Source organism: Paenibacillus sp. FSL M8-0334 (assembly GCF_038000405.1).
Classification (GTDB): Bacteria; Bacillota; Bacilli; order Paenibacillales; family Paenibacillaceae; genus Paenibacillus_AQ; species Paenibacillus_AQ campinasensis.
The window spans coordinates 1,953,088-1,978,153 of sequence record NZ_JBBOCH010000001.1 but is presented as its reverse complement, the minus strand read 5'-3'; the positions used below and the strand labels follow the sequence as shown (position 1 = coordinate 1,978,153).

The window sequence follows — 25,066 nt, the reverse complement described above, 5'->3', positions numbered from 1 at the left end:
GAGGTTTTTTTACATAAAACCCCCTTTGGATTAGCTCTCTCAAAACAATTCTGGTATATATAGTTAATGAGTGCAGAATTTAATAGAAAAGGAGAGTGAAAGTTAAGATGTTGTCGGGGTTGCATAGGTGCAAACAGCTAGGAAGTGTGTTTCTTGCCATCATGTTGGTTGTCACGATGATTCTTCCTTCCGGCTTTGTCCGGCTTGCGGAGGCTTCTCCGAGCAATGACCAGGTTGTGATCAGCCAGGTCTATGGCGGGGGTGGCAACAGTGGCGCAGTGTATACGCATGATTTTATCGAGCTCTATAATCCTACGAACTCCTATGTTGACCTTGCAGGCTGGAAGGTGCGCTATGCCAGTGCAACGGGCACGTTCAACAACGTGACGGAGCTGAGCGGGAGACTCGGACCTCACCAGTATTATTTAATTCAGCAGAGAGGGGGACAATCAGGGAACGGGAATGCTTTACCGGCAGCTGATCTGACCGGAAACATCGATCTGAGCGGGACGAATGGCAAGGTCGATTTGGTGGATGCCACTGGGGCGGTCGTTGATTTTGTAGGGTATGGCAGTACGGCATCGGCAGCCGAGGGTCAGCCGACGCGTTCGCTGTCAAATGCAACCGCAGCCATCCGCAAGGAGCTGCCTGGAGGTCCGGCAGGCAATCGGGGGCTGGATACGGATAACAATGCGAATGATTTCACCGTCACAGCGCCGGATCCGCGCAATACGGCCTTCACAGGCGCTCCGGAGCAACCGGGGAGTCAGCTTGGGGAAGTAACGGCCGCGCCGGAGCCGAATGCTTGGCCGGCCGGAACGGCCATTACGCTGGCGCCGCCTGTCGTCGGGGCTTCTGTCTATGCGGATGTGTACGCTTCGGGCACGAACAACGGTTCAGGGTTTCGTCTGATCGATGGGCCGATTGAACTGCAGGAGCCGATTCGTATCGAAGCCTATGCTGCCATGGAAGGCCTTGATAACGGACCGACCGTTTCGTTTGTGTATGATATTTTGTCTCCGGTTCCGGTAGCCGAAGCTCGCACAAAGGAACGATCGGAGCATGCATGGACTGAAGGAATTATTACGCATATTGAGGGCAGAGAGATTTACATTCAGGATGATACGGCCGGCATCGTGCTTTATGACTATCCGCTGGATGCGAGCGTGGGCGATAGGGTCAGTGCGGCCGGTGTCATGGATATCTACAACAACCTTCAGGAGCTGAAGCCGCATCCGCTGCTGCCTTATGAGGTGACGGAGAGGAATGCGGGTGTGCCGCAGCCGATCCGCATCAGCGGAGCTGATCTGGCACCGGATCAAGGGGAGGCATACGAAGCAAGGCTTGTCTATATGGAGGATGTGGCTATTACGGCCCAGAATCGGCCGGGCGAGTATACGGCGGTTCAGGATGGCCATGAATTTATCATTTACTCAAGCCTGCCAAAGCTTGAAGTCGGCAAAGTGTTCAGCCGCGTTACGGGCGTAGTCAAGCAGTACAGAGATATCTATGAGCTGATTCCGCTGAATGAGGCTTCCCTGGTGGAGGAGCGGCTGTCCGTCATCGCCAGCCCAGGCCCGGGGCCGATCGTGCCGGGAGAAAAGGTGACCTTGACGACGCCTGCCGAAGGGGGCAGCATCTATTACACGACGGACGGCACGGAACCTACGGTATCCAGTGCGTTGTACAGCACCCCGATCCCGATTGACCGGGATATCACGATCAAAGCGATTGTGGTTGCGGGTGGGGAGCAGAGCCGGGTATTTGCGTTTGACTACCGGGCCGCCCTGCAGCCGCGGATCGGAGATATCCAGGGTGAGACGCACGTTTCACCATACAACGGACAGACGGTTCAAGATATTGAGGGAGTCGTAACTCAGTACGGATATACGTTTTCTAACGGCAATGATAAAGGTTTCTATATTCAGGACCCTGAGCCGGATGACAATCCGAGAACATCGGATGCCATATTCGTCTACGCTCCGAATGCCACGTTGCCGGATATCGGCGAGACCGTGTCCGTGACGGGCAGAGTCTCGGAATATAACGAGGGCAGTGCCAGCAATCTGACCACCACGCAGATCGAGCTTCAACGCTACGAGCGTCTGGGGCCGGCTGACGCGCTGCCGGAGCCGGTTACGCTGGGCAAGGAAGGGCTGCCGCTCCAGGCAGCAATCATTGATAATGACAGCTTCGCTGAATTCGATCCGGAGGAAGACGCGATCGACTTCTATGAGTCGCTGGAGGGCATGCGGGTTCGACTGCCGCAGCCGACAATTATTAGTCCTTACTGGACCAGCGCCGGAACGTATAACATTCCGGTTCGCGTGGAGAACGATGTGGAGGATGTACTGACGCCGCCGGGCGGGCTTGTGCTGAAGGAACAAGGCAATCTCAACCCGCAGCGCCTGTTGATTGCGTACGGGAATCCGGGCGAGGAAGTCGGTACAGGGGACGTGTTCACCGAGGATGTGATCGGTGTCATCGGATACAACAGCGGCAACTTCAAGGTGATTCCGCCCAAGGACGGTTTGCCGAGCCTGATCAGCAGCCCGTTCGAGCAGGAAGTATCCACGATCCGGGCCGGCGAGGATCAGTTGACGGTGGCGACGTACAATATTGAGAATTTCTATCCGGGTGTCGGTGCTGCCAAGATCAACAAGCTGGCCGAATCGATTGCAGACCATCTGAAATCCCCGGATATTATTGGCCTGGTCGAAGTGCAGGACAATAACGGCGAGCGCAATGACGGCACGACCGCTGCAGATCACAGCTATCAGGTTCTCGTCGATGCTATTGAAGCAGCCGGGGGACCTGTATACAGCTATACCGATGTCGAGCCGGTGAACAACAGCGACGGCGGCGCGCCGGGAGCGAATATCCGGGTAGGGTTCCTCTATAATCCGGAGCGGGTGAAGCTGGCGGATAGCGTGCATCAGCGCAAGGGCTCGTCCACCGAAGCGACGCAGTATGATGCGTCCGTGGATCAGCTTACCTACAATCCGGGCCGGATCGATCCGCTGAACCCGGCGTTTGCATCCTCCCGCAAGCCGCTGGCGGCCCAGTTCGAATTCCGGGGCGAGAAGGTGATTGTGATTGTCAATCACTTCAACTCCAAGTCGGGGGATCAGGGGCCTTTCGGGGCTGCCCAGCCGCCTGCGCTGTCAAGTGAATTGCAGCGTCATCAAATCGCGGCGGTTGTGAACGGATTTGTGAAGGAGGTTGTGTCGGGCAATCCGGAGGCCAACGTGGTTGTGCTAGGCGATTTGAATGATTTCCAATTCACGGAAACCGCAGCGATCCTCAAAGGCAGCGAGCTGGACAATCTGATTGAGAAGCTGCCGCTCGGAGAGCAATACACGTATACCTATGACGGCAATTCGCAGGTGCTCGATCATATTCTGGTCAGCAAAAATTTAACGCGCACCGCCCAAATCGATGTCGTCCATCTGAATGCGGACTTTCCGCCTTCCCGAGGCCGCGTGTCAGACCATGATCCGGTCGTTGCCGCGATTGATCTTGGAGGAAGCGCCGAGGGCGGCTTCCCGCTGACGATTCTGCATACCAATGATACGCATGCGAATCTGGATACCACAAGCTCGCCGGACAACATCGCGCGCCGGGTGACCGCGATCAAGGAAGCGCGGGCAGCTTCGGTGAACCCGCTGCTTGTGGACGCCGGGGATGTGTTCTCGGGTACGCTCTATTTTAATAAATATTCGGGATTGGCTGATCTGGAGTTCATGAATCTTGTAGGTTACGACGCGATGACCTTCGGCAACCACGAGTTTGATAAAGGATCCGAGGTATTGCGTGATTATATCGAGCAGGCACAGTTTCCTTTTGTCTCTTCGAACGTGGACTTCTCGGCCGATCCGGTGCTCAGCTCCAAATTCAAGGATGAGGTGACGCGCGATGCTCAGGCGGGTTCTGTATATCCGGCGATCATCATGGATATGGACGGGGAGCAGGTGGGCCTGATTGGACTGACGACAGAGGATACAGCGAGCATCTCCTCTCCGGGCCTTGTCACGTTTGAGGATGCGGTAGCGAAAACGCGAGATACGGTTGCAATGCTGCAACGCGAAGGGATTAACAAAATCATCGTGCTTTCCCATCTCGGCTATGACGCTGACGCCAATCTGGCGCGAGAGGTTGAGGGCATCGACATTATCGTAGGCGGTCACAGCCATACGAAGCTGGATGAGCCTGTTGTGGATCGCTCGGACAGCGAGCCGAAGCTGATTGTGCAGGCCGGGGAGAAGGGGCAGTACCTCGGCCGGCTTGAAGTGGTATTTGATGAGGAGGGTGTGCTTAAGGAGTGGGACGGACGCCTCATCTCGGTCGATGAGAAGGACGGCCATGACCAGTATGTCATTGCCCCTGACCCGGAGGCGCTTCACCTACTTAATACCAAATACAAACCGGGCGTTGAGGAGCTGAAAGGAACACAGGTCGGACGGACGCAGGTGCTGCTGAACGGCGAGCGTGCCGATGTGCGCACCAAGGAGACGAACCTTGGCAACTTGATTGCCGACGGAATGCTGGATGCGGCGAGGGCGGCTGGTACGGGTGCTGTAATGGCCTTGCAGAACAGCGGGGGCATCCGGGCGTCGATTGAAGCCGGGCCGATCACGATGGGGGACGTGCTGACGGTGCTGCCGTTTAATAACGATCTCGTGACGATGACGCTGACCGGTCAGGAGATCAAGGAGGCGCTGGAGAACGGCGTCTCCCGCATCCCGAGTGCTGATGGGCGCTTCCCGCATGTCTCGGGCATGAGATTCATCTATGATTCCACGAAGCCGGCAGGCGAGCGCGTGCTGCGGATGGAGGTAAGGGGAGCGGACGGCTATGAGCCGATCGATCTGAGTCAGTCGTATGTGATGGCGACCAACGTCTTTACTGCCCAGGGCGGAGACTTCTATGAGTCGTTGAAGCAGGCTTATCTCGAAGGCCGTGTGAATCTGTTGTATTTGCCGGACTATGAGGTTTTCTCCAATTATATTGAAAAAGTAGGCACGATCACAGCCGACACCGCTGCGGTTGAGGGGCGGATCACCGATCTGAAGGGAGCGCCGCTGCCAGAGGTTCCGGGGCCTGGAACGCCTGGAGAGCCGGGAGCACCCGGAACCCCTGGTTCACCGGGCACACCAGGCACACCGGGCTCCCCTGGTACCCCTGGAGCTCCTGGGCCAGGGACGCCGCCAGTGCCTGGACCTGCACCGGGTACGCCGGGCACGGGTACACCTGCCGCTCCGGGCACGGTCCGGCTTGAAGTGCAAGCAGTAAATGGCGAGGCAGCAGCCACCGTTACCGAAGCTGCGATGCAGCAAGCGTTGAAAGAGCCGCATAACGGAACCGTGAGGATTGAGGTGACAAGCCCAGGTAGCCAGCCGCTCACCTCTGCAGCGGTTACGATCAGCAGCGGGGCCTTGCAAGCATGGCTTGCCCAGGCTGGGGCCGGTGTACTGGCGATTGTGACGCCATATGCCAGCTATGAGCTTCCGAAGAAGGAGATTCATCTCCCGTCGTTAGCACAGAAGCTGGGCTCAGAGGGGGGCGGTCTTGCGCTTGTGTTCACCCTTGCGCTGAACCAAGATGCGCTAGAGTCAGCTGCAGCGAGGGGCTACAGTGGGCTTCAGGCGGTGGATTATACCGTAGCAGTCCGGACCGCGGACGAGAGCGTCATGCTGGAATCGTTCGATTCCTATGTGAAGCGGACGATGAAGGCAGGGCGGCCTCACTCGACCTCAAGCCTTGCTGTCGTGCGGATCGATGGTGATGAGGGGACGAGCGCTGCTTATACCCCCGTTCCATTTATTACTGAAGGAGATGCCATTGTAATCTACAGCAAGACCAATAGCACCTATCTGGCGCTTCACAATCCGGTAACCTTTGAAGATATCGCGACGCATTGGTCCAGAGGGGACGTCGAGTCGCTTGCAGCCAAACGCATTGTAACCGGGCGTACGGCAACTCGATATGCTCCTGACGATGAGGTCACCCGTGCCGAATTCGCAGCACTGCTGACACGGGCATTGGGGCTGGCTGGCCATCCGAGCGGTCAGGGCGCAGATCAGGGACAGGTGCCAGGACAGGGAGCTGTCTTCAAGGATGTCGCTGCATCCGACTGGCATGCCGGGTATATCAAAGCGGCGGTCAGAGCGGGCATTGTCAGTGGATATGCTGACGGCACTTTCCGGCCGAATCAGACGATTACGCGGGAAGAGATGGCGCTCATGGTGTTCAAGGCATTGGAGGCGACCGGATATGAGGCAAGCGGAGGTTCCTCCCTGCGCTTTGCGGATCAGGAACGGATCGGTGCCTGGGCAGCAGAAGCAGTACAGCATTTAGGCAGCATGGGGATTATGAACGGAGACGAGCGGAATCGATTGATGCCTAAGTCCAGCAGTACCCGTGCGGAGAGCGCGGCTGTGCTGAATCGCATGATCGGGAAGCTGACGTATTCGAAATAGGGTTTGGATCGAAGCAGCAGTCTTGGCCTGAGATGATCTCGGGCCGGGGCTGTTTTTTTTATCTAATGAAAAAAATAGCAACCAAATGTGACCAATACACGTCCAGCATTGTGTTATAGGTAAAAGGAGGCACAACACGATGCAAAGCGATTCGCTCCGGCCGGGCGGAGATATTGGCGAGATTTACGAATTGTATGGAAGCATGCTTTTCAAAATCGCGATGATTCATCTAGGGAATAAGCAGGATGTGGAGGAAGCCCTCCAGGAAACCTTCTTCAAGCTGATAGATAAAGCGCCGCATTTCAATGACAGCGAGCACCAGAAGGCGTGGCTGATCCGCGTCCTTACGAATCAATGCAAAAATATGCGCGGCAGCCTGTGGCGAAAGCGGGTGACGAGGCTGGATGATGTGCAGGCGTATTTTGCGGAGCCTTCTGACCGGGCGCTCATCGATGAGGTGATGAGTCTGCCTTTTAAATATAAGACGGTGATTCACCTGTATTACTATGAAGGTTATTCGGTGAAGCAAATTGCCCATATATTGCAGATCGGCGAATCTGCGGTCAAAATGCGGCTTGCACGGGGCAGGGAGCTGCTGCGAATGGAACTGGAAGGGGAGAATGAGGCATGAACAGGAATGCGTACAAAAAATTGATGGATCATATAGAACCGGATGAAGGAGTGAAGAAACGGATGATGGAACGAATGAATAAAGGAAAAGTGCAGTCGACAAGATGGAGCCGCAGGGCGGTCGCGATGGTCAGCCTGGCCGCGGTATTGGGCCTCGGTGCGGTTGTCACGTTCACGTGGGAGCGCGGTGCAGACGATCAGGCGCTTACAGCCGTTAAGCCCGAAGGGACCGGGCAGCACGGTTCGGCTAATCCATCTGAGGTGGCTACGGAGCCAGTAACCATCCCGCAGGTTGAGCTGCCTGGGGACAACGGGATTCAAGCGAACATGATCGGGCTTGTGGTGTACCAAGGGAATATCTACACTCAGTCGAGTACACGCATTACACCGGAGGCAGCTGAGCAGCTGCTCGGAGATAAGCTCGGCAGATCCAAGGCGGGCATTACGGAGTGGAGCGATGCTTCGGATTATACCGAATTGGCTTCTACGATTGGCGAGACCGATATTTACGCTGTCAAAGGCTACGATACCGATTTCCGTATTATGTCATACCAGGTCATTGACGGTCAGGTCTATGCCGAGTTCTACGACCACCTGAATGGCATTGCGATTGCAACAGGGGAAGACTTGATCGGGAAGCTGAATGTTAAGGATCGGATTCAGACCGCACAGTGGCAGAGCTTTGACAGCTGGAACATGGGCGAGAACCGCCTGCAGGCGGTTCAGGCGGCAGATGCCCTCTCGTCTTTCGTGACCGCGCTGCATACAGCCAGTCCGGTGGCGGAAGAGGCGCTGGGAGAGGAGCCGTATGCGAGCAGCGAGCAGAAGTTTCTGTATTTGAAACTGGAGGATGAGACAGAGGTAGAGCTGCGCTTGTTCAAGCTGGGGAGCGGGAACTATGCCAAATACGGCCATACCCCTGTTTTCCTTCAGGTGGAGGATGCCGTTTTTAATGCGCTGTGGGACAGCATGGAATAGTGTCTTTATATAGAGGTAGCCCAACCTGACAAGTTCAGGTTGGGCTACTCTGCATGGAGAATAGGCCTAGGCCTCAAGGCATGAACACTAACAGAAGCTGACTCTGTTAGAATGATGAAGCTTAAAAAGGATTCAGCACATGATAAAACACGTTTGGCGATGCCATCCGGTAATAATGGCTGCACCAGCCGACACCTTTATGGTTCCAACGATTGGTGGTGCTGTAGACGAGCCGCTCCTGCTCCAGCTCCTCGATGCGAGGAATACGTCCTTCGGCGTAATCGAGGATGCGCATTGCGGCCGTATCGAGCCGGGTCAGCACGCCGCCATAGCGAATATCGATCACTTCCCAACCGAACGGCTTGAACATGCGAAGCCACTGTGTCCGGTGGGCAAGGCGAAGCTCCGTGACGGCCGCGGCAATGGCGGGCAGCTCCACTTCGGCAATATGCCGCAGGGTGGCATGGTCTTGCGTGTCATAAGCCTGCTTCAGCCGGATGCCGATTTCGCTTTTGCGCTTCAGCACAGCGCTCAGCTTCTCCGGCATTTCGAACAGATAATCCAGTGCCGCATTCTTGTCTCGCTTGTTCTGAATAGCCAGCTCCAGCTTGGCGTAGTGGTCGTTTAGCGCCAGCCCCTCGATCTGCTTGTCGAACAGACCGAGAAGCACATCCTGGTACAGCAAGAACTTGGACGGATTGCTCTGCTTGGCGTTGTTCGGCTCTTGCCCCGGAATCTCGTCCAGATCCTTGAGCAGCAGGAAAGCTTCCATCTCCACGCCAGTGCACAGCTTCACCCGCTGCGCAAGCTGCGCCTGACTCGGCGTCCCCTCTGTGTAGGCATGCTCTGCGTACAGCTGGAGACCGAGGAGGGCTGCAAACGGGTTGCCCTCGTTGCCGTCGTCTCCCCACATGGTGGCGTATACTTCACGAATGCCTTCCTCCTTGCACACTTGGAGGGCCACATCCGAGGCGTTCAAGGATAGACCGTAGTTCACGCCGAACGTATTAAATATCCATACGGCGCCCGCGAACACGAGGTTGCAGCCCAGCGGGCGATGATTGTCGATGACCTTCGTATAGTCCTCAGGCTCGGTATGGGTGTAATCCCAATACACCATGTCGACATCCTTCGGGATTCGACGAGCCATATCCTCCGGGATCGTCGTCTCTTTATCGTAATAATCATCGCCTTTGCCGGAGGCAAGCTTCAGGAACATGTCGCTCCACATCATCGGTTTCAACCCGCGGGCGCGCACTGCCGCCAGCACGTTGTCCAGATGCGAGACCATAATGTCAAAGCGGTCCTGGTACCCGTTCAGATCCAGGTATTTTCCACGCCCAAGCTCTTCGGCTTCGTCCATGCCGATATGGATTTTGCGGCTGCGAAACGGTGCGGTAGCCGACTCGATCATTTTCTCGATCAGCTTGTCTGTCTGCTCGCTGCCAACCAGCAGCGCCCCTTTGGTATCGCGGTAGGACTTCACAGGCTCCCACTTCAGGAATTCCTCCAGATGAGCAAGCGTCTGGATACTTGGGAATGCTTCAATGCCGAAGCTGTCGGCATAATCATCGATTTCTTTAAGCTCCTCCTTGGTGTAACGGCCCCGCATATAACCGAAGTACGGTTCTCCCTCGATTTCATACGTGTCCTCCATATAGAGCATAACTGTGTTCATGCCCATCAGGGCGAGTTTGTTCAGGATGGCCTTGAACCCGTCTACCGTCAATACCGCATTGCGGGACAGATCGAACATCGGACCGATTTGATCGAACTGCTGCTTCTCCAGGACGCGGAAATCATCGCCGGAACGAAGATGCTGGACCAGCAGCCCAAGCCCCCTGAAAAACTGATGTTTTTTGCTAAACCTGATCATGCCTTGTCCGCGCTCATAACTGACCTCAAGTGCATCGTCCTGGGTATCCAGGGGTCCTTCTACAAGCACCGGGATACCGTCCTCGCTGAATTGTACGTCCAGTTCAGGCAACAGCCGCTGGATCCCTGCTAACAGCTCCTGTATATCCCCTTCGAAACGCAGCTTCATTCCTATCCACATCCTTTATCGATCATCAAAACGTTATATCATTATAATGTTTAATCTTATTGCAATCCGATGGGGAAAGCAACCTCACTTTTCACTTTTAACTTGAATAATTAAGGGAGCCTATTGTCGAAAAATAGTGTCGGTGCGAAAGGAGGGGACGTATGCGGAAATATGTCACAGCGCAGCGGGATATAACACGAAAGTCAATAGGCAGCTATGCAGCTGCCTATTGACGTAGCACCGGCCCCGTCCGTGTGGAGGATCGGGGCCAGTGCCGGGCAGATGGCGCTTTGCTGACGCAAGCTCCAGCAGACAAGGGTGAATTGTCAGCGCACGGAAGTCAGCTGGAGCTCATGCCGGTGGAAAGTGCTTGCTCCAGCCGGACCATCCGCTTCATCAGCTTTTTCAGCATGACGGAGGCTTTTACTTTGATCTCGAGATCATTCGAAACATGAAGCTTGTATTTCCCTTGCAGGATAGCCTCCTTAAGCTCAACCGCCGATTCGCATGGGGTATCCAGCTCGTTGAAGATGCTGCCGAATTGCAGGCATTGATGCGTATCGCTGCCAGCGGTGACCGGCTTGCCCAGCTCGGAAGCAAAGCGCTGTACCTGTTCCTGATTGCTGTCGCAGCCGTACTGGTACATATCTTTGGCATTGAGATCAAAGGCGTCCAGCCGTGCCAATTGACGTGGGCTGAGATGATGCAGCGGCGTGCTATCACGGAATGGATGTGCACCGATCTTGAGCAAAGGATACGCTTCAGCGATATCCATCAGCTGATCAAAGGGGATAAAGGCGCCCTTATCGGTATACCCGTCAAGCTTACGGCGCACCTCAAGAATGGACCACTTGCTGCCGATCAGCAGAATATGCCCGTTCTCTAATATATCCACCTCCATCCCGGGGAAAATCTTCAGCCCATACGCCTCATAATAGTCCCCTTGGTACGGAAACAGGCGATCCAGCTCCGAATACACCTCGTAGAAGTTGCGGGTATTAAAATGCTCGGTCAGCGCCAGCGCATCCAGCCCGCTATCTTTGGCCTCACGCAGCATCTCCTCATAATATTCCGGCGAAAAGTCAGACGCCTTCGACAACTTGGCATGGGTATGCAGGTCAATTTTCATAGGTTCAACACTCCTTCATCATCTATAGGTTGCCGGAGCAGGTGACGCCTGCGGTTTACAGTCTGCCGCTGATCCAGAATAATAACGATACATAGACAGCCGATCCGGACAGAAACATAATATCGCGGGTCGATACTTTCAGATGGGCCAGTTTCAGTTTTTTGGCCGCCGGATTCTTCATGCCGTAGGAGAAGCCTCTCGTTTCCAAAGCCTCCACTGTCGTTCGGGATCGCTTGGCAGTTGCAAGCATAAGCGGGAAGAAGGACAACACCAGCAGTTTTAAATAATACGCTGCCATTCTCCAATACATGACTCCGGGTTCCTCCGGTGCTTTGCCCCGGAGCCGGTAGGAGAGCAGGACATTCCGGAATTCCTCGAACAGCACCGGAAGTATGCGATAACCGTAAGACAGGCTGAATGAGAAGGCGGCGGGCATGCCTAGGGCAAGCAGACCGTCGCTTATCTTCTCAGGGTCCATGCCAGAGAAGACCGTGATGCTTGCCAGGGAAACAACGGACAGCTTTAAAGTCAGCTTCAGCAGCGGCAGCGCAGAGCTGATATCTCCGCCGAAGAAAAGCGACAGAATAAACAGCCATCCGACCTGCCCGATAAGCCCAAGGCACAAGACCAGGATAATAAACGGGGTAACCCGCGACAAAATGGTGGTGACCACCATCATCAGGAACATGCCTGCCAGAACGGTCAGATCCGAAATGAACCACGGCACAATCGCAAAGAACAGATACCATATCAACAGACAGCGAGGATCAAGCCGGGACAGGGACGCGTGCCCGCTGCCATAGGCGGTATTCATCAGCTCCAGCTGAATCCGTTCGATCGTGATTTTGTTAAGCCAGCTGCGGACAAGCTGCATGATGCGGCACCTCCTTTCCAGTCAATATGGCATGGACGAGTTGTGCGAACTCGGCAGGCGTGCTGCCCGTCAGATGAAGGTCCAGCCGTGCGGCTGTGTCCATGATCTGAGTGGGTGCCAGTCCGGCGCGGCTGATCAGATGATGATCGGCAAAAATGTCGGCGGCGGAGCCGTCTCCGGCAACTGTACCGTCGGTGAGCACGATGACCCGAGTGGCCCACTGCTGGACGAGCTGCATATCATGGGTGGCGATGACGACCGTCCGCACGAATCCTTCCAGATCCTGCAGGGTGCCGAGCAATTCTTCACGGGTCGCCAAATCGAGATTGGCTGTCGGTTCGTCCAGCAAAATGAGATGGGGCAGCACCGCTGCACCGATCGCAAGGGAGACTCGGCGCTGTTGCCCGCCGCTGAGAAGCCGCGCATCCCGGTCTTTCAGGGACTCCAGCCGGAAGCTTTCGAGCATCTGGCTGATCCGCTGCTCGGCATCGGGATAGGCTCTGCTCTTGAGGCAGTGCGCCACCTCTTTATAGACATTGTCCTCGATGAACATATCCTCCGGGTTCTGGAACACATACGACACATGAGAGGACAGCTGCTCGATGGACTGGTGCTTCGTATCTTCGCCCATGACCTCTACCGCGCCAGCTGAAGGCTTGGCAATCCCGGCAATAAGCCGCAAGAGGGAGGATTTGCCCGCACCGTTGTTCCCGACAAGCGCAATGCGCTCCCCTTCATACAAGCTCAGGTTGATTCCGCGCAGCACTTCACGCTCGGCCCGGCGAATCGTCCGGTAGCTTAGACGGGCCTGCTTGAATTCAACAACAGGATGGGCTTGGGCATCCTCCGGCCCGCTTTCAGTCAATCTGCTGCCAGGGCGGGAATGTCCCCCGCTTGCTTCGGAGGAGTTATGAGCCCCCGGCAGATCGGCACGCCCGCCCAGCATGCCGCTGAAGTAAGCGACCGCTTCATCGGTCGTGACGGGATAGCGGACCTCACCTTGGCCAAGGCGCGGGGCGTTATCGGGATGAAGCCCAGGCATGCATTTGGCGGATTCCGGAGGACTCGATAAGCCTCGTCCGTCCGCATCCTCCGGCCAATCCTGCTGGTCGGGAGAAGCAGCCCCATTCTCCTTCCGCAGCAGCGAGGAGAGATGGACAGCGGCCTGCGTTACTTCCGGCGGCTGGATGGACAGCCGCGCGAGATCGTCCAGGCGGTTCAGCCCATCGGCAACGGGCAGCTGCCAGAGCACCTGCCCGTTCTCCATCAAGCATACTTCCTTGCAGTAGTCGGCAATGAACTCGGTATGATGCTCGATGACGATAACTGTTTTGCCATAGTGCTCGTTCAGGCTCCGCAGCACCTCGTACACCTGGCGCGCATGCTGCGGGTCCAGCTGGGACACCGGCTCATCCACGACAAGGATGTCGGGCGACAGGGACAGCGCTCCGGCGAGGGCGAGCAGATGCTTCTGACCGCCGCTCAGCTCCCAGATGTAACGATCCTGCAGGTGAGACAGCCCGCACATCTCAAGCGCCTGCAGGCCCATCACGCGGTAATCGGGCAGCCCGTAATTGAGCGGGGCGAACATGGCTTCATCCAGCACCGTCGGACGCACCAGCTGATTGTCAAAGTCCTGATAGACGTATCCGACCATGCGGGACAGCTCTGCTACATTTTGGGTGTTTGCCGGCTGCCCGCAGATTTCTACTTCCCCGGAGAAATCGCCGACATAATAGTGGGGGATTAACCCGTTAAACAGTTTGCAGAGGGTGGACTTGCCACAGCCGTTGCCGCCAATGATCGCAGTGAAGCTCCCGCGTTCAATCGCAAGGGATGCTCCATTCAGCACCGGCTCCTCCGAGCCGGGGTACACAAAGGTCACATCTGTTAGACGAACAGCCAGATCCGATTCCGTAGCTGTGTTATGCATGCGGCGCATCTCCGGAGTTGCGGCTGCGTTTCTCGGCGCGGGCGCGCATGATGATGATGGTAATGGCAGCAATAACAGCCGCTGCGGCAAGGCTAAGCCAGATCGCGCCAACCCCGAAGCGGTCCTCGAATCCGCTATCCCATTCGCCGAAGTTCCAGTCGGTCTCGGACAGCGACTCCGCAACAAAGGCGACGACAGCCAGGACGATCCCGGTGATAACAACTTTCGGTGTGATCACACCTGCGGACTCGTATTTGGTAGATTTTACACGTGGTTTGATCCCGAGCAGCGGTTCAATTTTTCCATAGAGTCTCGGAACCAGATATAATGTAGGCAGCAGGGCAAACAGTGTGCCGGAGAACAGCACGTCATTCAGGAAGCTTACGCCCTCCACAATGACGACGCTCGGAGCGAGGCCGGGCACGGCTTCGAATTCCTCGACGCCTATCCACACTTTGCCGATATCGACGAGCGCACTGCACAGCTGGTGAATGATCACGCCGGTCATCGCTGCGATGCCGACTTGTCTGCGGTTAAGCGGGTCTCTGACCATGCGGCCGGCGACATACATGGCGAAGGAGAAGGTAAGGAATTTTTCAAGCTCGCCCAGTCCGCCGAATTGACCGAGCATCAGCTCGCCGAAGATCACTTCGCCGACCGATGCGCCCACCGCAGCGTAGACAGGGTGGAACAGCATGCACAAGGTCAGGGGAATAAAAGCGAAATACTCAACAGACAGCTCAATAGGCCCCAGTTGAAGTGCAGGAATCAGTTCGGTGAACATGTTCGATAAGCCGTACAGGGACATGGACAGGACAAAAATCATCATTTTCTGCGAGGACGTAAGGGTGTACAGATTCGATTGATTAGCCATTTGAGAGAACAGCCTCCTTGAATAGGAATTTGCTCTCAGTATAGAGACCCTTTATTAAAACAGACGCTGGAGTATGTCAACGTTCTGTAATAAATTTTACATTAGGATATAAATGAAATAAAATTTACATATGAAGTATCCTTCTCATTGTCACTTATCAAACCAGAATCTACATTCCAAAGGAGTGCAATTGCTGTGATCAACCTGTTTCCGGATAAATCCGCGCTGTCCCCCAGTCAGCTTAAAATCGCCGATTTTATAGAGCGTTACCCTGAAGAAATGCTGTTTATGACCGAGCAGGAAATTGCGGATCGGCTGGGGATGAGCATCGCTACCGTGTCCCGGTTCTGGCGAGCCGTTGGCTATGACAATGCCAAAGCATTCAAGTTAAAGCTCCGGAACGCTTCGGACATTACGCCGGCACTCAAGCTCGAGAATACGATGTCGCGCATGGATGCGTCGAGTCTGCCGCTTGTCATGCTGGAGCAGGTCATGGAGCACCTGCAGACGACCGCGGAGAAGACCCGGCCGGATGAAGTGGAGCAGGCGGCAGGTATCATCGCCGGCGCGAGAAGGCTGTATGTGTATGCTCCAGGCCCTTCGCTATCGCTCGGCGATCTGATCGCTTACCGGCTGTCCCGCTTTGGCATCTCGGTCCGGATGATGGCTGGCAGCGGCCACGAGCTCCTCGAATCGCTGGTCAATCTGGAGAAAAGGGATGCTGTGCTGGTCTTCAGCTTCACCCGTATGCTGCCTGAAACGGAGGTCATTCTGGACTGTGCCAGCCGAGTCGGCTGCCCGGCGTTGATGATTACGGACCGGGAAGATCTGCGGTACGGTACTTCGGCTGAGGTGTCCTTCTGCGTCAGCCGGGGTGATATGGGCGAATTTCATTCGATGGTAACCCCACTGCTGCTGGTGGAGCAGCTGATCCTCAGCATCGGATTGATGAGCCGCGAAGAGGTGCTGAACAAGCTCGACTATTTGGGCGAGCTGCGGGCCCGTTATGCGGATAAGCTTCCGCGGGGGAAGGTATAGCCCTTTTCATCCTAGAAGGTTTTGTTACAATAGGAAGTAAATCTAAAACATAGTGGTGATTAGAAGTGGTATCGATTAAAGATGTGGCCAAGCTCGCGAACGTATCGGTGTCGGCAGTTTCCAAGACGCTGAACGGTTATACGGATGTGAGCGAGTCCACCAGGAAGAAAGTGCTGAAAGCTGCACAGGAGTTGAACTATTTTCCGAACAAGCTGGCTAAGAATCTCAAGCATAAAGTTACCAAAACGGTCGCGCTGATCTTCTCTAACTTCGAGCAGACGAGCGGGAAGGATGGGGTGATGTTTGAGATTATGAGCGGGGTGTATGCCGCTGCCCAGAATTTTCAGTACGAGGTTGTCATCTATACACGGAGCTTGTCGGAGCAACAGGACAAGTCGTACTGGCAGTTTTGCCAGGAGAATAAAATTGCCGGTGTCGTCATCTCCGGTCTCCGGACGACGGACCCGTACTTTCAGGAGCTGGTTAACAGCGAGCTTCCTTGCATGGTGGTCGATGCAGATATCGTCGGTCCCCATACCGGTTCGGTGATCACGGATAACGTGACGGCAGCCAGACAAGCGGTGGAGTATTTGATCTCCAAGGGACACCGCAATATCGGAATGATTAACGGTCATGGTTTCGCTACGGTTAGCATTCTCCGCCACCAAGGCTATAGGGAAGCTTTGGAGACGGCGGGCCTCCACTATGACAGCAGCCGTGTGATGGAGGCGAACTTTAGCGAGCAGGAGGCGTACAGTCTGGCGGTTCCTTATCTAGAACAACACCCGGATGTCACGGCGGTATTTTTTGCTAGTGATCTGATGGCGATTGGCTTCATGGCCCGCTGCAGGGAGATGAATATCCGCATACCGGAGGATCTGTCGATTATGGGATTTGACGATATTGTGCTGTCGAATTATACGACCCCAAAATTGTCGACCGTCAAGCAGGATTTTAACCGAATCGGCTACACAGCTTTTGAAGAGGTGGTGCGCATGCTGGAGAACCGCAATCACGGCTATCATAAACTGCTGTCATTCGAAATTGTTGACAGGGAGACGATAAAGATGCAATAATGAGATCGAAAACGTTTTCGAAGCATCGTCTTTTATTTTTTACTGTAATCGAAATCGTTTTATATCCTTTTCGAAAACGATTTAGGTTACGCTTACAAGGGTAGGAGGGAAAGAAAGAATCCATGATGCATTACAACACGACAGAGCCGGAAGAACTGAAGCACTGGTCTTTTTCCGAAACGGAATTTGACCCGCTGGCACTTGCAAAGTGCGAATCCATCATGTCACTGGGCAACGGATATATGGGACTGCGCTCCGCGGCAGAAGAGTCTTACATCGGAGAGAAGCGAAATTTATTCATTAATGGAACCTTTAATAAATTTGATCAATACGAGGTGACCGAGCTACCCAACGCAGCGGATATCACTCGGCTGGACATACGCATAGACGGCGTGCGCTTCTCTTTGGAGCGCGGGGAGGTGCGAGAGTACAGGCGGCTGCTGAACCTTCGGGATGCCGAGCTGGTGCGTGGTTTTGTGTGGGAGTACCAGGGGAAGCGGATCCGATTTGAATTCCGCCGCTATGTTTCGCTTGCTCACAAGCATGAAATTGGCATGAGGATGACCGTGACGCCTCTAAACGGCCGCATATCGTTGTCTGTAACCTCCGGCATCGACGGGCAGGTCAGCAACAGCGGCAGCCAGCACTTTCACGAGGGTGAGAAGCGAATCTACGATAAAACGTACATTGAACTGATTCAGACGACGACCGAATCGAAGATCGACTTTGTACTGGGCGCGGCTCACCGGTTATTCATTGGCGGCACGGAGGCCAACCTTGAACCGAAGATGGACATCGACCGACGCAGGGTAGCCGTGACCTATACCGTCGATCTGGAACAAGGACAGACGCTGGAATTCGAGAAGGCCGCGGCCGTATTCACGAGCCGCGACCTCGAGTTTGCCGAAGGTCCCCGGCTTGACGACATCCGCGAGATGATGCTGGCAGCGCTGAAGGAGCAGCATGCAGCCGGTTACGAGCGGCGATTTGAAGACCACCGCCGGGCGTGGGAGAAGGTATGGGACCAGTACCGGGTATCCATCAAGTCGGCAGAACCGTTCGACCAGCTTGCGGTCCGGTTTGCGATCTACCACCTTGTCATTATGACGCCGTCTCATGACCGTCGGATGGGCATCGGAGCGAAGGGACTGACGGGGGAAGGATACAAGGGGCATTCTTTCTGGGACACCGAAATATTCATTCTTCCATTCTATATCTATACCAATCCTCCGGTTGCCCGCTCGTTGCTTGAGTATCGATACCTGGGGCTGGAGGGGGCGAGATCCAAGGCGCTGCAGAATGGTTATTCCGGCGCAATGTATCCTTGGGAGGCAGCCTGGCCAAGCGATGGCGAGGTAACGCCGGAATGGGGACAAGTGGATATTGTCACCGGCAAGCAGACCCGGATCTGGTCCGGGGTGATCGAGCAGCATATTACATCGGATATCGCTTATGCTGTATGGCATTATTACATGGCGACCGGGGATCAGGAATTCATGGACAGCTTCGGCTACGAGATGATTCTGGATACGGCGAAGTTCTGGGCCAGCCGTCTAGAGTGGAATGAGGAACAGCAAACCTATCATATCAACAATGTGGTAGGTCCTGATGAATACAAGGAGCATGTCAACAATAACGCTTTTACGAACTACATGGCGCATTTCAACATTCGGCTGGCGATGACGTATGCCGAGGAGCTCCGTGTCCAGAAGCCTGCCCTGTTCGATAGGCTGAACTCGAAGCTAGGCGTGGAAGCGGCGATGGACGAGTGGTCGGACAAGATCGGGAGGATCTATCTGCCAAAGCCCAATCAGGATGGTATTATCCCGCAGGACGACACGTATTTGCAGAAGAAGCTCGTCGACCTGACACCGTACAAATCCCAGGCGAAGGTCGGTAGCATATTCGATGATTACAACCTGGATCAGGTCGGGGAGATGCAAGTATCCAAGCAAGCGGACATCATGATGCTGTTCTTCTTGCTGGAGGATCAATTCCCGCTGGATGTGAAGAAAGCTAACTATGACTACTACGAAGAGAAAACATTGCATGACTCTTCCTTGTCTCTGTCCACGCACTGTATTCTGGCCAATGATCTCGGCGACAGGGAATTGGCTTACCGCTTGTTCAGGAGAGCCGCTGAAATTGATTTGGGGCCGTACATGCATTCTTCCGATGCCGGTGTGCACTCCGCTTCCTTGGGCGGAATCTGGAAATGCATCGTGATGGGCTTTGCCGGTGTGCGGATGCTGGGCGGAGCGCTTCATATGAATCCGCGCCTTCCAGAGGCCTGGGAGGAAGTATCCTTCCCGCTGTATTGGCGCGGGCACCGAATTGAGGTCCATCTGGACCGGACCCGCATTTCACTTAACACCGACTCTGAGGAGGAGCTCACCCTTATCATCGGGGGCAATCCTGTGAAGCTGACCGGAGCGCTTCAGCTATCTTATTAAGATGACAGGAGGATATTTTTAATGAAACGAAATTGGATATGGTCAAAAATGATTAACTTAGTCGTCATGATTCCGCTTGTATTAACAGCCTGCGGGGGAGGCGGCGGAAACAGCAGCAGCGCAAACGACACCAGCAATGAAGGCCAAAAGGTCCATTTAACCTTCACTGTCTGGGGAGACGTAAACACGGGGGCGAACGAACAGCAGCTGGCTGACGAGTTCAACAAGGCCCACCCGAACATTCAGGTGAAGTTCGAGCCGATTCCAAGCGACGGGTACGGAACCAAATTAACGACTTCTCTGGCGGCCGGACAAGCACCGGACGTCTTCCTGATCGGCGAGGGCGACTACTACAAATATGTGGATAAGGGTGTGGTCGAGCCGCTGGATGACTATTTGAGCAACGATAGCTCTTTCAGCCTGGATATTTTCCAGAAGGACTTGATTGACAGCATGAATATCAACGGCAAACAGTATTACCTGCCCAAGGACTTCAATCCGCTCGCACTATGGTACAACAAGCGGATGTTTGACGAGGCGGGAATCGCCTATCCATCGGATGACTGGACCTGGGATGATCTCATCGAGGCCGCGAAACAGCTGACCCATAAAGAAGGTAATAAATATACCCAGTTTGGCTTCAATGCCGGCAAATGGGAGTATCCGATCTACACGTTCCTGTGGGATCACGGCACCGATATTGCGAATGAAGACGGCACACAGGCCGAGGGCTATATGAACGGCGAGAAGACGGTGGCTGCCATTGAAAAATATGTCGCGTTGTCCAAAGGAGAAGAACGGGTATCTCCAACGCCGATGGACACCGAGACGCTGGGCGGCGACGCATCGATGTTCATGACGGACAAGCTCGCGATGATGGTTACCGGCCGCTGGATCAAGAGCGACCTGGATAAATCGGATGTGGAGTATGGCTCTGCACTGATCCCTGCAGGGGAGGATGGGACCCGGACGAGCATTATCGCCAGTGCAGGCTGGGCGATCAATGCCGCAAGCAAGAATAAGGAGGAGGCTTATGAGCTTGTGAAGTGGCTGTCCGGCACGGAGGCACAGAAGCTGCGTTCGGATAACAACAAGGTGCTGCCAGCGACCGTTGCCGAACTGGAGGAAGTCAAAGCGAATGAAGTGTCGGACCAGCCGGTCATTGCCATGATGGATTACGCCCGCAAGCCGGTGACGCTGCGTTCAGCCCATGGCCCGATTTTTGTCGAGGAATTTTCCAAGGCGATGGAGAAGATCTTGCTGGATCAGCAGGACGTTAAGAGCGCTCTGGATGAAGCGGCGAAGAACGTGGATAGCAAAATCAAGTAAAACTTCCGGGTGAAGCGCTCCTGTGCTTCACCCGCTTCATCAAGGAGGCTGTTATGCAAAAAACGAAATCGGATTGGACCGGCTACCTGTACATCATGCCATGGCTTCTGGGCCTGTTGTTGTTCACGATCGGACCGATGCTGTTTTCATTCATTCTGGCATTCAGCAAGTGGGACATTATTACTGGCGTTCAGTCCATCGAGTGGGTTGGTCTGGACAATTTCCAAGCGATTCTGAAGGATGAGTTGTTTTACCAGTCCCTGAAAGTCACGTTTATTTTTGCCCTTGTTTCCGTGCCGCTGTATCAAATCGTATCCCTGTTGATCGCATTGCTGCTTAATATGCGCAGCAGGGGCATGAAGCTGTTCCGCCTGATCTATTTCATGCCATCGGTCATTCCGGTCGTCGCAGTTTCGATGATGTGGGTGATGATCTTCAACCCGGAATACGGTATTTTGAACCAGGCTTTGTCCTGGTTCGGCATCCAAGGGCCGGCCTGGCTGCAGGACCCGTCGTATGCCCTGGGGGCGCTCATTGTGATGGGGATCTGGGGTGTCGGAAACACAATTATTATTTACCTGTCCGGTCTTCAGAGCGTTCCGGAGGAGATGCATGAAGCGGCTGAACTGGATGGGGCTGGCCGGTTCCGCCGTTTTGTCAGCATCACGCTTCCCATGATTTCACCAACGATTTTTTTTAATCTGATCATGGGCATCATTGGAGGATTTCAATACTTCACGCAGGCGTTTGTCATGACCAACGGCGGGCCGCTCAACTCCACTTTATTCTATAACCTGTATCTGTACAACAAGGCGTTCCAAGATTATGAAATGGGCTATGCATCAGCCCTGTCCTGGATTCTGTTCGTCATTATCCTCGTTTTTACACTGATCGTGATCCGGAGTTCCTCCATGTGGGTGTACTATCAAGGCGATGACGACAAGGACTAAGAAGGAGGGATTAGGATGAATCAATCGGTCAAACGACGGAGATGGAATGTGCCGCATATGCTGTCCATGGCTGTTCTGATCCTGGGTGCCGCCATCGTGATCGTCCCGCTGCTCTGGACGTTTTTCACGTCGCTGAAGAGTCCGGCCGAAGTGTTCAAGGACAATTTCGTTCCGGAAGTGTGGCGCTGGACGAATTATAGCGATGCAGTGCAGGCGGTGCCTTTCTTTACATTTTTGAAAAACACGGTCATTATTCTCATTCCGGTCATGATCGGGACCGTGTTCTCCTCTGCTCTGTGCGCGTATGGATTTGCCAGATTCCAGTTCAAGGGCAAACGCACCTTGTTTCTGCTGCTGTTATCCACAATGATGCTGCCCTCGCAGGTAACGATGATTCCGATGTTCATTATGTTTAAGGAAGCGGGCTGGGTGGATACGTTCCTCCCGTTGATCGTGCCGGCGTTTTTCGGAGGCGGAGCCTTTAACATCTTTCTGATCCGGCAGTTTATGCGCGGCATTCCGCGTGACCTGGATGAATCGGCATTCGTGGATGGAGCGAGCCGGTTTCAAATTTTTAGCCGCATCATTCTTCCGCTGTCGATGCCGCCGCTCATTGCGGTGTCGATCTTTACGTTTATGGGGGTATGGAACGATTTCCAAGGCCCGCTCATTTATTTGAATTCCAACGACAAATACACGCTTGCACTGGGGCTGTCCATGTTTAAAGGGCTGTACAATGTTGAATGGAACATGCTGATGGCGGCGACCATTCTCATTATGCTGCCGGCGCTGGTTGTGTTTTTTGTAGCCCAAAAATACTTTATTGAAGGTATTTCGATTTCCTCGGCCATCAAAGGCTGACGGGGTGGAAAGAGAAAGATAGGAGGCCCATATGGCAGGAATAACAAGCAGACATCCGTTCAATCTGTATTACAATGCTGGCGAATATATTAAAATCTGCGGAGCACAGGATGGCTACTTCCCTGATTTTGGCCATCACGTTCCCAATGAGATGGGGGGAGTCTGGCTGCACCCGATCAAGCTGCTGGACGGATTTTGGCTGAAAATAACCGATGTAGACCGAAAAATAGCGGTTTGGTCCAGAGCGGACGGATTTACGAACGAGGCGTGGGGGAGTCGGTTTCACTATGACCATGGCCTTGGCCATATTCCGGTGGAGCTCGAGCGTATTCAATTCGCACCCGAGCAGGAAAAGGGCCTCATCGTGTATTATACGCTGCGCAACTACGGGCGGGATGATGTTCGTTTGCAGCTGGAGCTGCTGGCGAGGACCGATCTGAGGCCCGTATGGTTCTCCGAGCAATTAGGCATTGAGGACGGGGAGCAGGATGAGGTGATTGCCCTTGCCGAGCGGCGGGTTAAGGTGAAGGACAGCGGCAACGACTGGTATGTCGAGATCGGTTCAGACCTGCCGGGCCGGATCGTGGAGACCGGGGGCAAGGTGTACGGCCCTGAGTTTACGGCAGGCTCCGGAATGGGTGTTTCTTTCCAGGGTGAAGTGCTCCTTGCACCGGATGAGAAACTGAATTTCCGTCTGTTTGTAGCCGGGTCCTATCGTTCTGGCGAGGAATGCAGTGCGGTATATGACCGACTTGTCTCCGAACATGAGACATTGTTTGGGGAGAAGCAGAGGTTCTATCACGAGCTTGAAGGCCATGCGAAGCTGGAGATTGACGGAGAAGATCTACTGAACGAAGCGTTTAAATGGGCAAAATGGAACAATCAGTGGCTGGTGCAGTCGGTGGACGGAATCGGCCGGGGGCTCACCGGGGGAGGTCCGACCTATCCGTGGTGGTTCGGGTGTGACAATACGTACGCCCTGCAGGGTGTCCTCGCCATCGGCGATGCCAGGTTGGCCAAGGATACAATGGATCTGTTGCTTCGCAAGTCGGAGGAGGTCAACGGCAACGGCAGGATGGTCCATGAGATCACAACGATGGGAGCGGTAGCGAATCCAGGCAATACTCAGGAAACCGCGCATTATATCGCGATGGTGTGGGATCTGTTCCAGTGGACGGGGGACGAGGACCTGCTGCGCCGTCATTACAGCTACTGCGTCAAGGGGATGGATTGGCTACTGACCGAAATGGACCCTGACGGAGACCTGTTTCCTTCCGGATACGGCATTATCGAAATCGCCGGGCTGAACATGGAGCTAATCGACAGTGCCGTGTATACGGCAAAGGCGCTTCAGGCGATGGTGGATATGAGTCTTCAGCTCGGGGACGAGGATGGTGCCAAACGATACGCTAGCCTTGCCAGGCGGGCGGTACGTGGAGTGAACGATGTGTTCTGGCGTGAAGAGGAAGGGCTGTACGCCGATGCAGTTGCATCCAAGCAGGATATGATCGGCAAGGTGGATGACATGGTCTTGCTAGCAGACCAGCGAGGCATTGAAGGCTACCGCCAATACCTGGAGCGGATGCTGGAGGCGGCATCGGATCCGGAGGCAGAGCAAGGCTGGCTGCTGAACAAAAACTGGGTCATTGTTACTCCGATGGAGACGGGGATTGCTGATCCGGAGAAGGCGAAGCGCGCGCTTCAGGAGATGCGCTCGAGCACCTTTGTTGGGGAGCACGGCACCTATCTGGCAGGAATATATCAACAGGGGACGATGACGATATCGACCGGCGTTCACGCAGTTGCCGAGGCGGCTAACGGGAACCCGGACGAAGCGCTGGAGCTGCTCCGAAAGATGCTGGGAACATTCTCCAAGGTGCTGCCAGGCTCCTTCACCGAGATGTCTCCCGATTATGGCTGTGTGGTGCAGGCCTGGACGATCTATGCGTTCGCGGTGCCGATGATCAGGCATTTCTTCGGTGTGAAGCCTGATGCCTACAGGAAGCGTGTTCTGATCAAGCCCAGCCTGCCGAAGGTGTGGCGGGACAGGAGCTGCAGCCTGAGCGGGCTGCGAATCGGGGAGGCTGAGCTGGATATCCGGATTGCCCCGGGCGAGCAAGAAGGTGAACAGCGGATAACGATTGCCAACAAGCAGGGATGGCATATTATGCTCGATTGGAATGGTAAACGACTGGAAAGCTCGGATCATCACATGGAGTGGCTGGTCAGCTGAATGAACACGAATTCGCAGGATCAGACCCCTCAACACGACCAGCCATTTACTGGGATGAGCAAAGGTTCGAAACCGGAAGGGACAAGCATACAAGCTTGCTTCCTCCGGTTTTTTTATTTTTGCAAGGACGTATTCGCCTATGCATGATCGGGTTATAGGTCTATAATGAAGAGGATTTATCCCCA

Annotated in this window: 15 protein-coding genes; 10 read left to right on the top strand and 5 right to left on the bottom strand. The window is 54.6% G+C overall.

Annotation, left to right across the window (positions count from 1 at the left end; genetic code table 11):
- Window positions 1–146: 146 nt before the first annotated feature.
- The 3 genes from MKX64_RS08580 to MKX64_RS08570 all read left to right on the top strand — a co-directional run bounded on the left by MKX64_RS08580 (window position 147) and on the right by MKX64_RS08570 (window position 8,087).
- Window positions 147–6,479, top strand: coding sequence for a 5'-nucleotidase C-terminal domain-containing protein (locus tag MKX64_RS08580; RefSeq protein ID WP_341035653.1), 6,333 nt, complete (start codon window positions 147–149; stop codon window positions 6,477–6,479).
- A 139-nt stretch (window positions 6,480–6,618) separates the two neighbouring features.
- Window positions 6,619–7,110 carry an RNA polymerase sigma factor gene (locus MKX64_RS08575; protein WP_095264284.1) on the top strand — a complete coding sequence of 164 codons (492 nt, stop codon included), beginning with the start codon at window positions 6,619–6,621 and terminating at the stop codon, window positions 7,108–7,110.
- Window positions 7,107–8,087, top strand: a complete 981-nt coding sequence (locus tag MKX64_RS08570) for a hypothetical protein (protein WP_341035652.1) — start codon at window positions 7,107–7,109, stop codon at window positions 8,085–8,087. The genes MKX64_RS08575 and MKX64_RS08570 overlap by 4 nt, the downstream gene beginning before the upstream one ends.
- Window positions 8,088–8,208: 121 nt before the next feature.
- On the opposite strand, the gene MKX64_RS08565 is transcribed toward MKX64_RS08570, so the two are convergent.
- The 5 genes from MKX64_RS08565 to MKX64_RS08545 all read right to left on the bottom strand — a co-directional run bounded on the left by MKX64_RS08565 (window position 8,209) and on the right by MKX64_RS08545 (window position 14,941).
- Window positions 8,209–10,131 (bottom strand): beta-N-acetylhexosaminidase, encoded by a 1,923-nt coding sequence (locus MKX64_RS08565; protein WP_341035651.1) that lies wholly within the window; start codon window positions 10,129–10,131, stop codon window positions 8,209–8,211.
- A 340-nt stretch (window positions 10,132–10,471) separates the two neighbouring features.
- The gene (locus MKX64_RS08560; protein WP_095264287.1) at window positions 10,472–11,260 is read right to left on the bottom strand and encodes a PHP domain-containing protein; all 789 of its coding nucleotides are present in this window, start codon (window positions 11,258–11,260) and stop codon (window positions 10,472–10,474) included.
- A 55-nt stretch (window positions 11,261–11,315) separates the two neighbouring features.
- A complete protein-coding gene (locus MKX64_RS08555; RefSeq protein ID WP_095398293.1) occupies window positions 11,316–12,134 on the bottom strand; it encodes an energy-coupling factor transporter transmembrane component T family protein in 819 nt (272 codons plus the stop codon).
- The gene (locus tag MKX64_RS08550) at window positions 12,109–14,067 is read right to left on the bottom strand and encodes an ABC transporter ATP-binding protein (protein WP_341035650.1); all 1,959 of its coding nucleotides are present in this window, start codon (window positions 14,065–14,067) and stop codon (window positions 12,109–12,111) included. The genes MKX64_RS08555 and MKX64_RS08550 overlap by 26 nt, the downstream gene beginning before the upstream one ends.
- The gene (locus tag MKX64_RS08545) at window positions 14,060–14,941 is read right to left on the bottom strand and encodes a cell division protein FtsQ (RefSeq protein WP_095264290.1); all 882 of its coding nucleotides are present in this window, start codon (window positions 14,939–14,941) and stop codon (window positions 14,060–14,062) included. Before MKX64_RS08545 ends, MKX64_RS08550 begins: the two co-directional genes overlap by 8 nt.
- A gap of 195 nt (window positions 14,942–15,136) precedes the next feature.
- On the opposite strand from MKX64_RS08545, the gene MKX64_RS08540 reads away from it, so the two are divergent.
- The 7 genes from MKX64_RS08540 to MKX64_RS08510 all read left to right on the top strand — a co-directional run bounded on the left by MKX64_RS08540 (window position 15,137) and on the right by MKX64_RS08510 (window position 24,881).
- Window positions 15,137–15,979: a MurR/RpiR family transcriptional regulator gene (locus MKX64_RS08540; protein ID WP_341035649.1), complete on the top strand. Its 843-nt coding sequence runs from the start codon at window positions 15,137–15,139 to the stop codon at window positions 15,977–15,979.
- Window positions 15,980–16,044: 65 nt separating this feature from the next.
- The gene (locus tag MKX64_RS08535) at window positions 16,045–17,055 is read left to right on the top strand and encodes a LacI family DNA-binding transcriptional regulator (RefSeq protein WP_095398290.1); all 1,011 of its coding nucleotides are present in this window, start codon (window positions 16,045–16,047) and stop codon (window positions 17,053–17,055) included.
- Between the two features lie 122 nt (window positions 17,056–17,177).
- A complete protein-coding gene (locus MKX64_RS08530) occupies window positions 17,178–19,508 on the top strand; it encodes a glycoside hydrolase family 65 protein (RefSeq protein WP_095398289.1) in 2,331 nt (776 codons plus the stop codon).
- A gap of 21 nt (window positions 19,509–19,529) precedes the next feature.
- Window positions 19,530–20,837, top strand: coding sequence for an ABC transporter substrate-binding protein (locus tag MKX64_RS08525; RefSeq protein ID WP_095398288.1), 1,308 nt, complete (start codon window positions 19,530–19,532; stop codon window positions 20,835–20,837).
- A 53-nt stretch (window positions 20,838–20,890) separates the two neighbouring features.
- Window positions 20,891–21,787 carry a carbohydrate ABC transporter permease gene (locus tag MKX64_RS08520; RefSeq protein ID WP_095398287.1) on the top strand — a complete coding sequence of 299 codons (897 nt, stop codon included), beginning with the start codon at window positions 20,891–20,893 and terminating at the stop codon, window positions 21,785–21,787.
- Between the two features lie 15 nt (window positions 21,788–21,802).
- Window positions 21,803–22,648: a carbohydrate ABC transporter permease gene (locus tag MKX64_RS08515; protein WP_095398286.1), complete on the top strand. Its 846-nt coding sequence runs from the start codon at window positions 21,803–21,805 to the stop codon at window positions 22,646–22,648.
- Window positions 22,649–22,679: 31 nt separating this feature from the next.
- On the top strand, window positions 22,680–24,881 hold the full coding sequence (locus MKX64_RS08510; protein ID WP_095398285.1) for an alpha-L-rhamnosidase-related protein: 2,202 nt from the start codon (window positions 22,680–22,682) through the stop codon (window positions 24,879–24,881).
- Window positions 24,882–25,066: the final 185 nt, after the last annotated feature.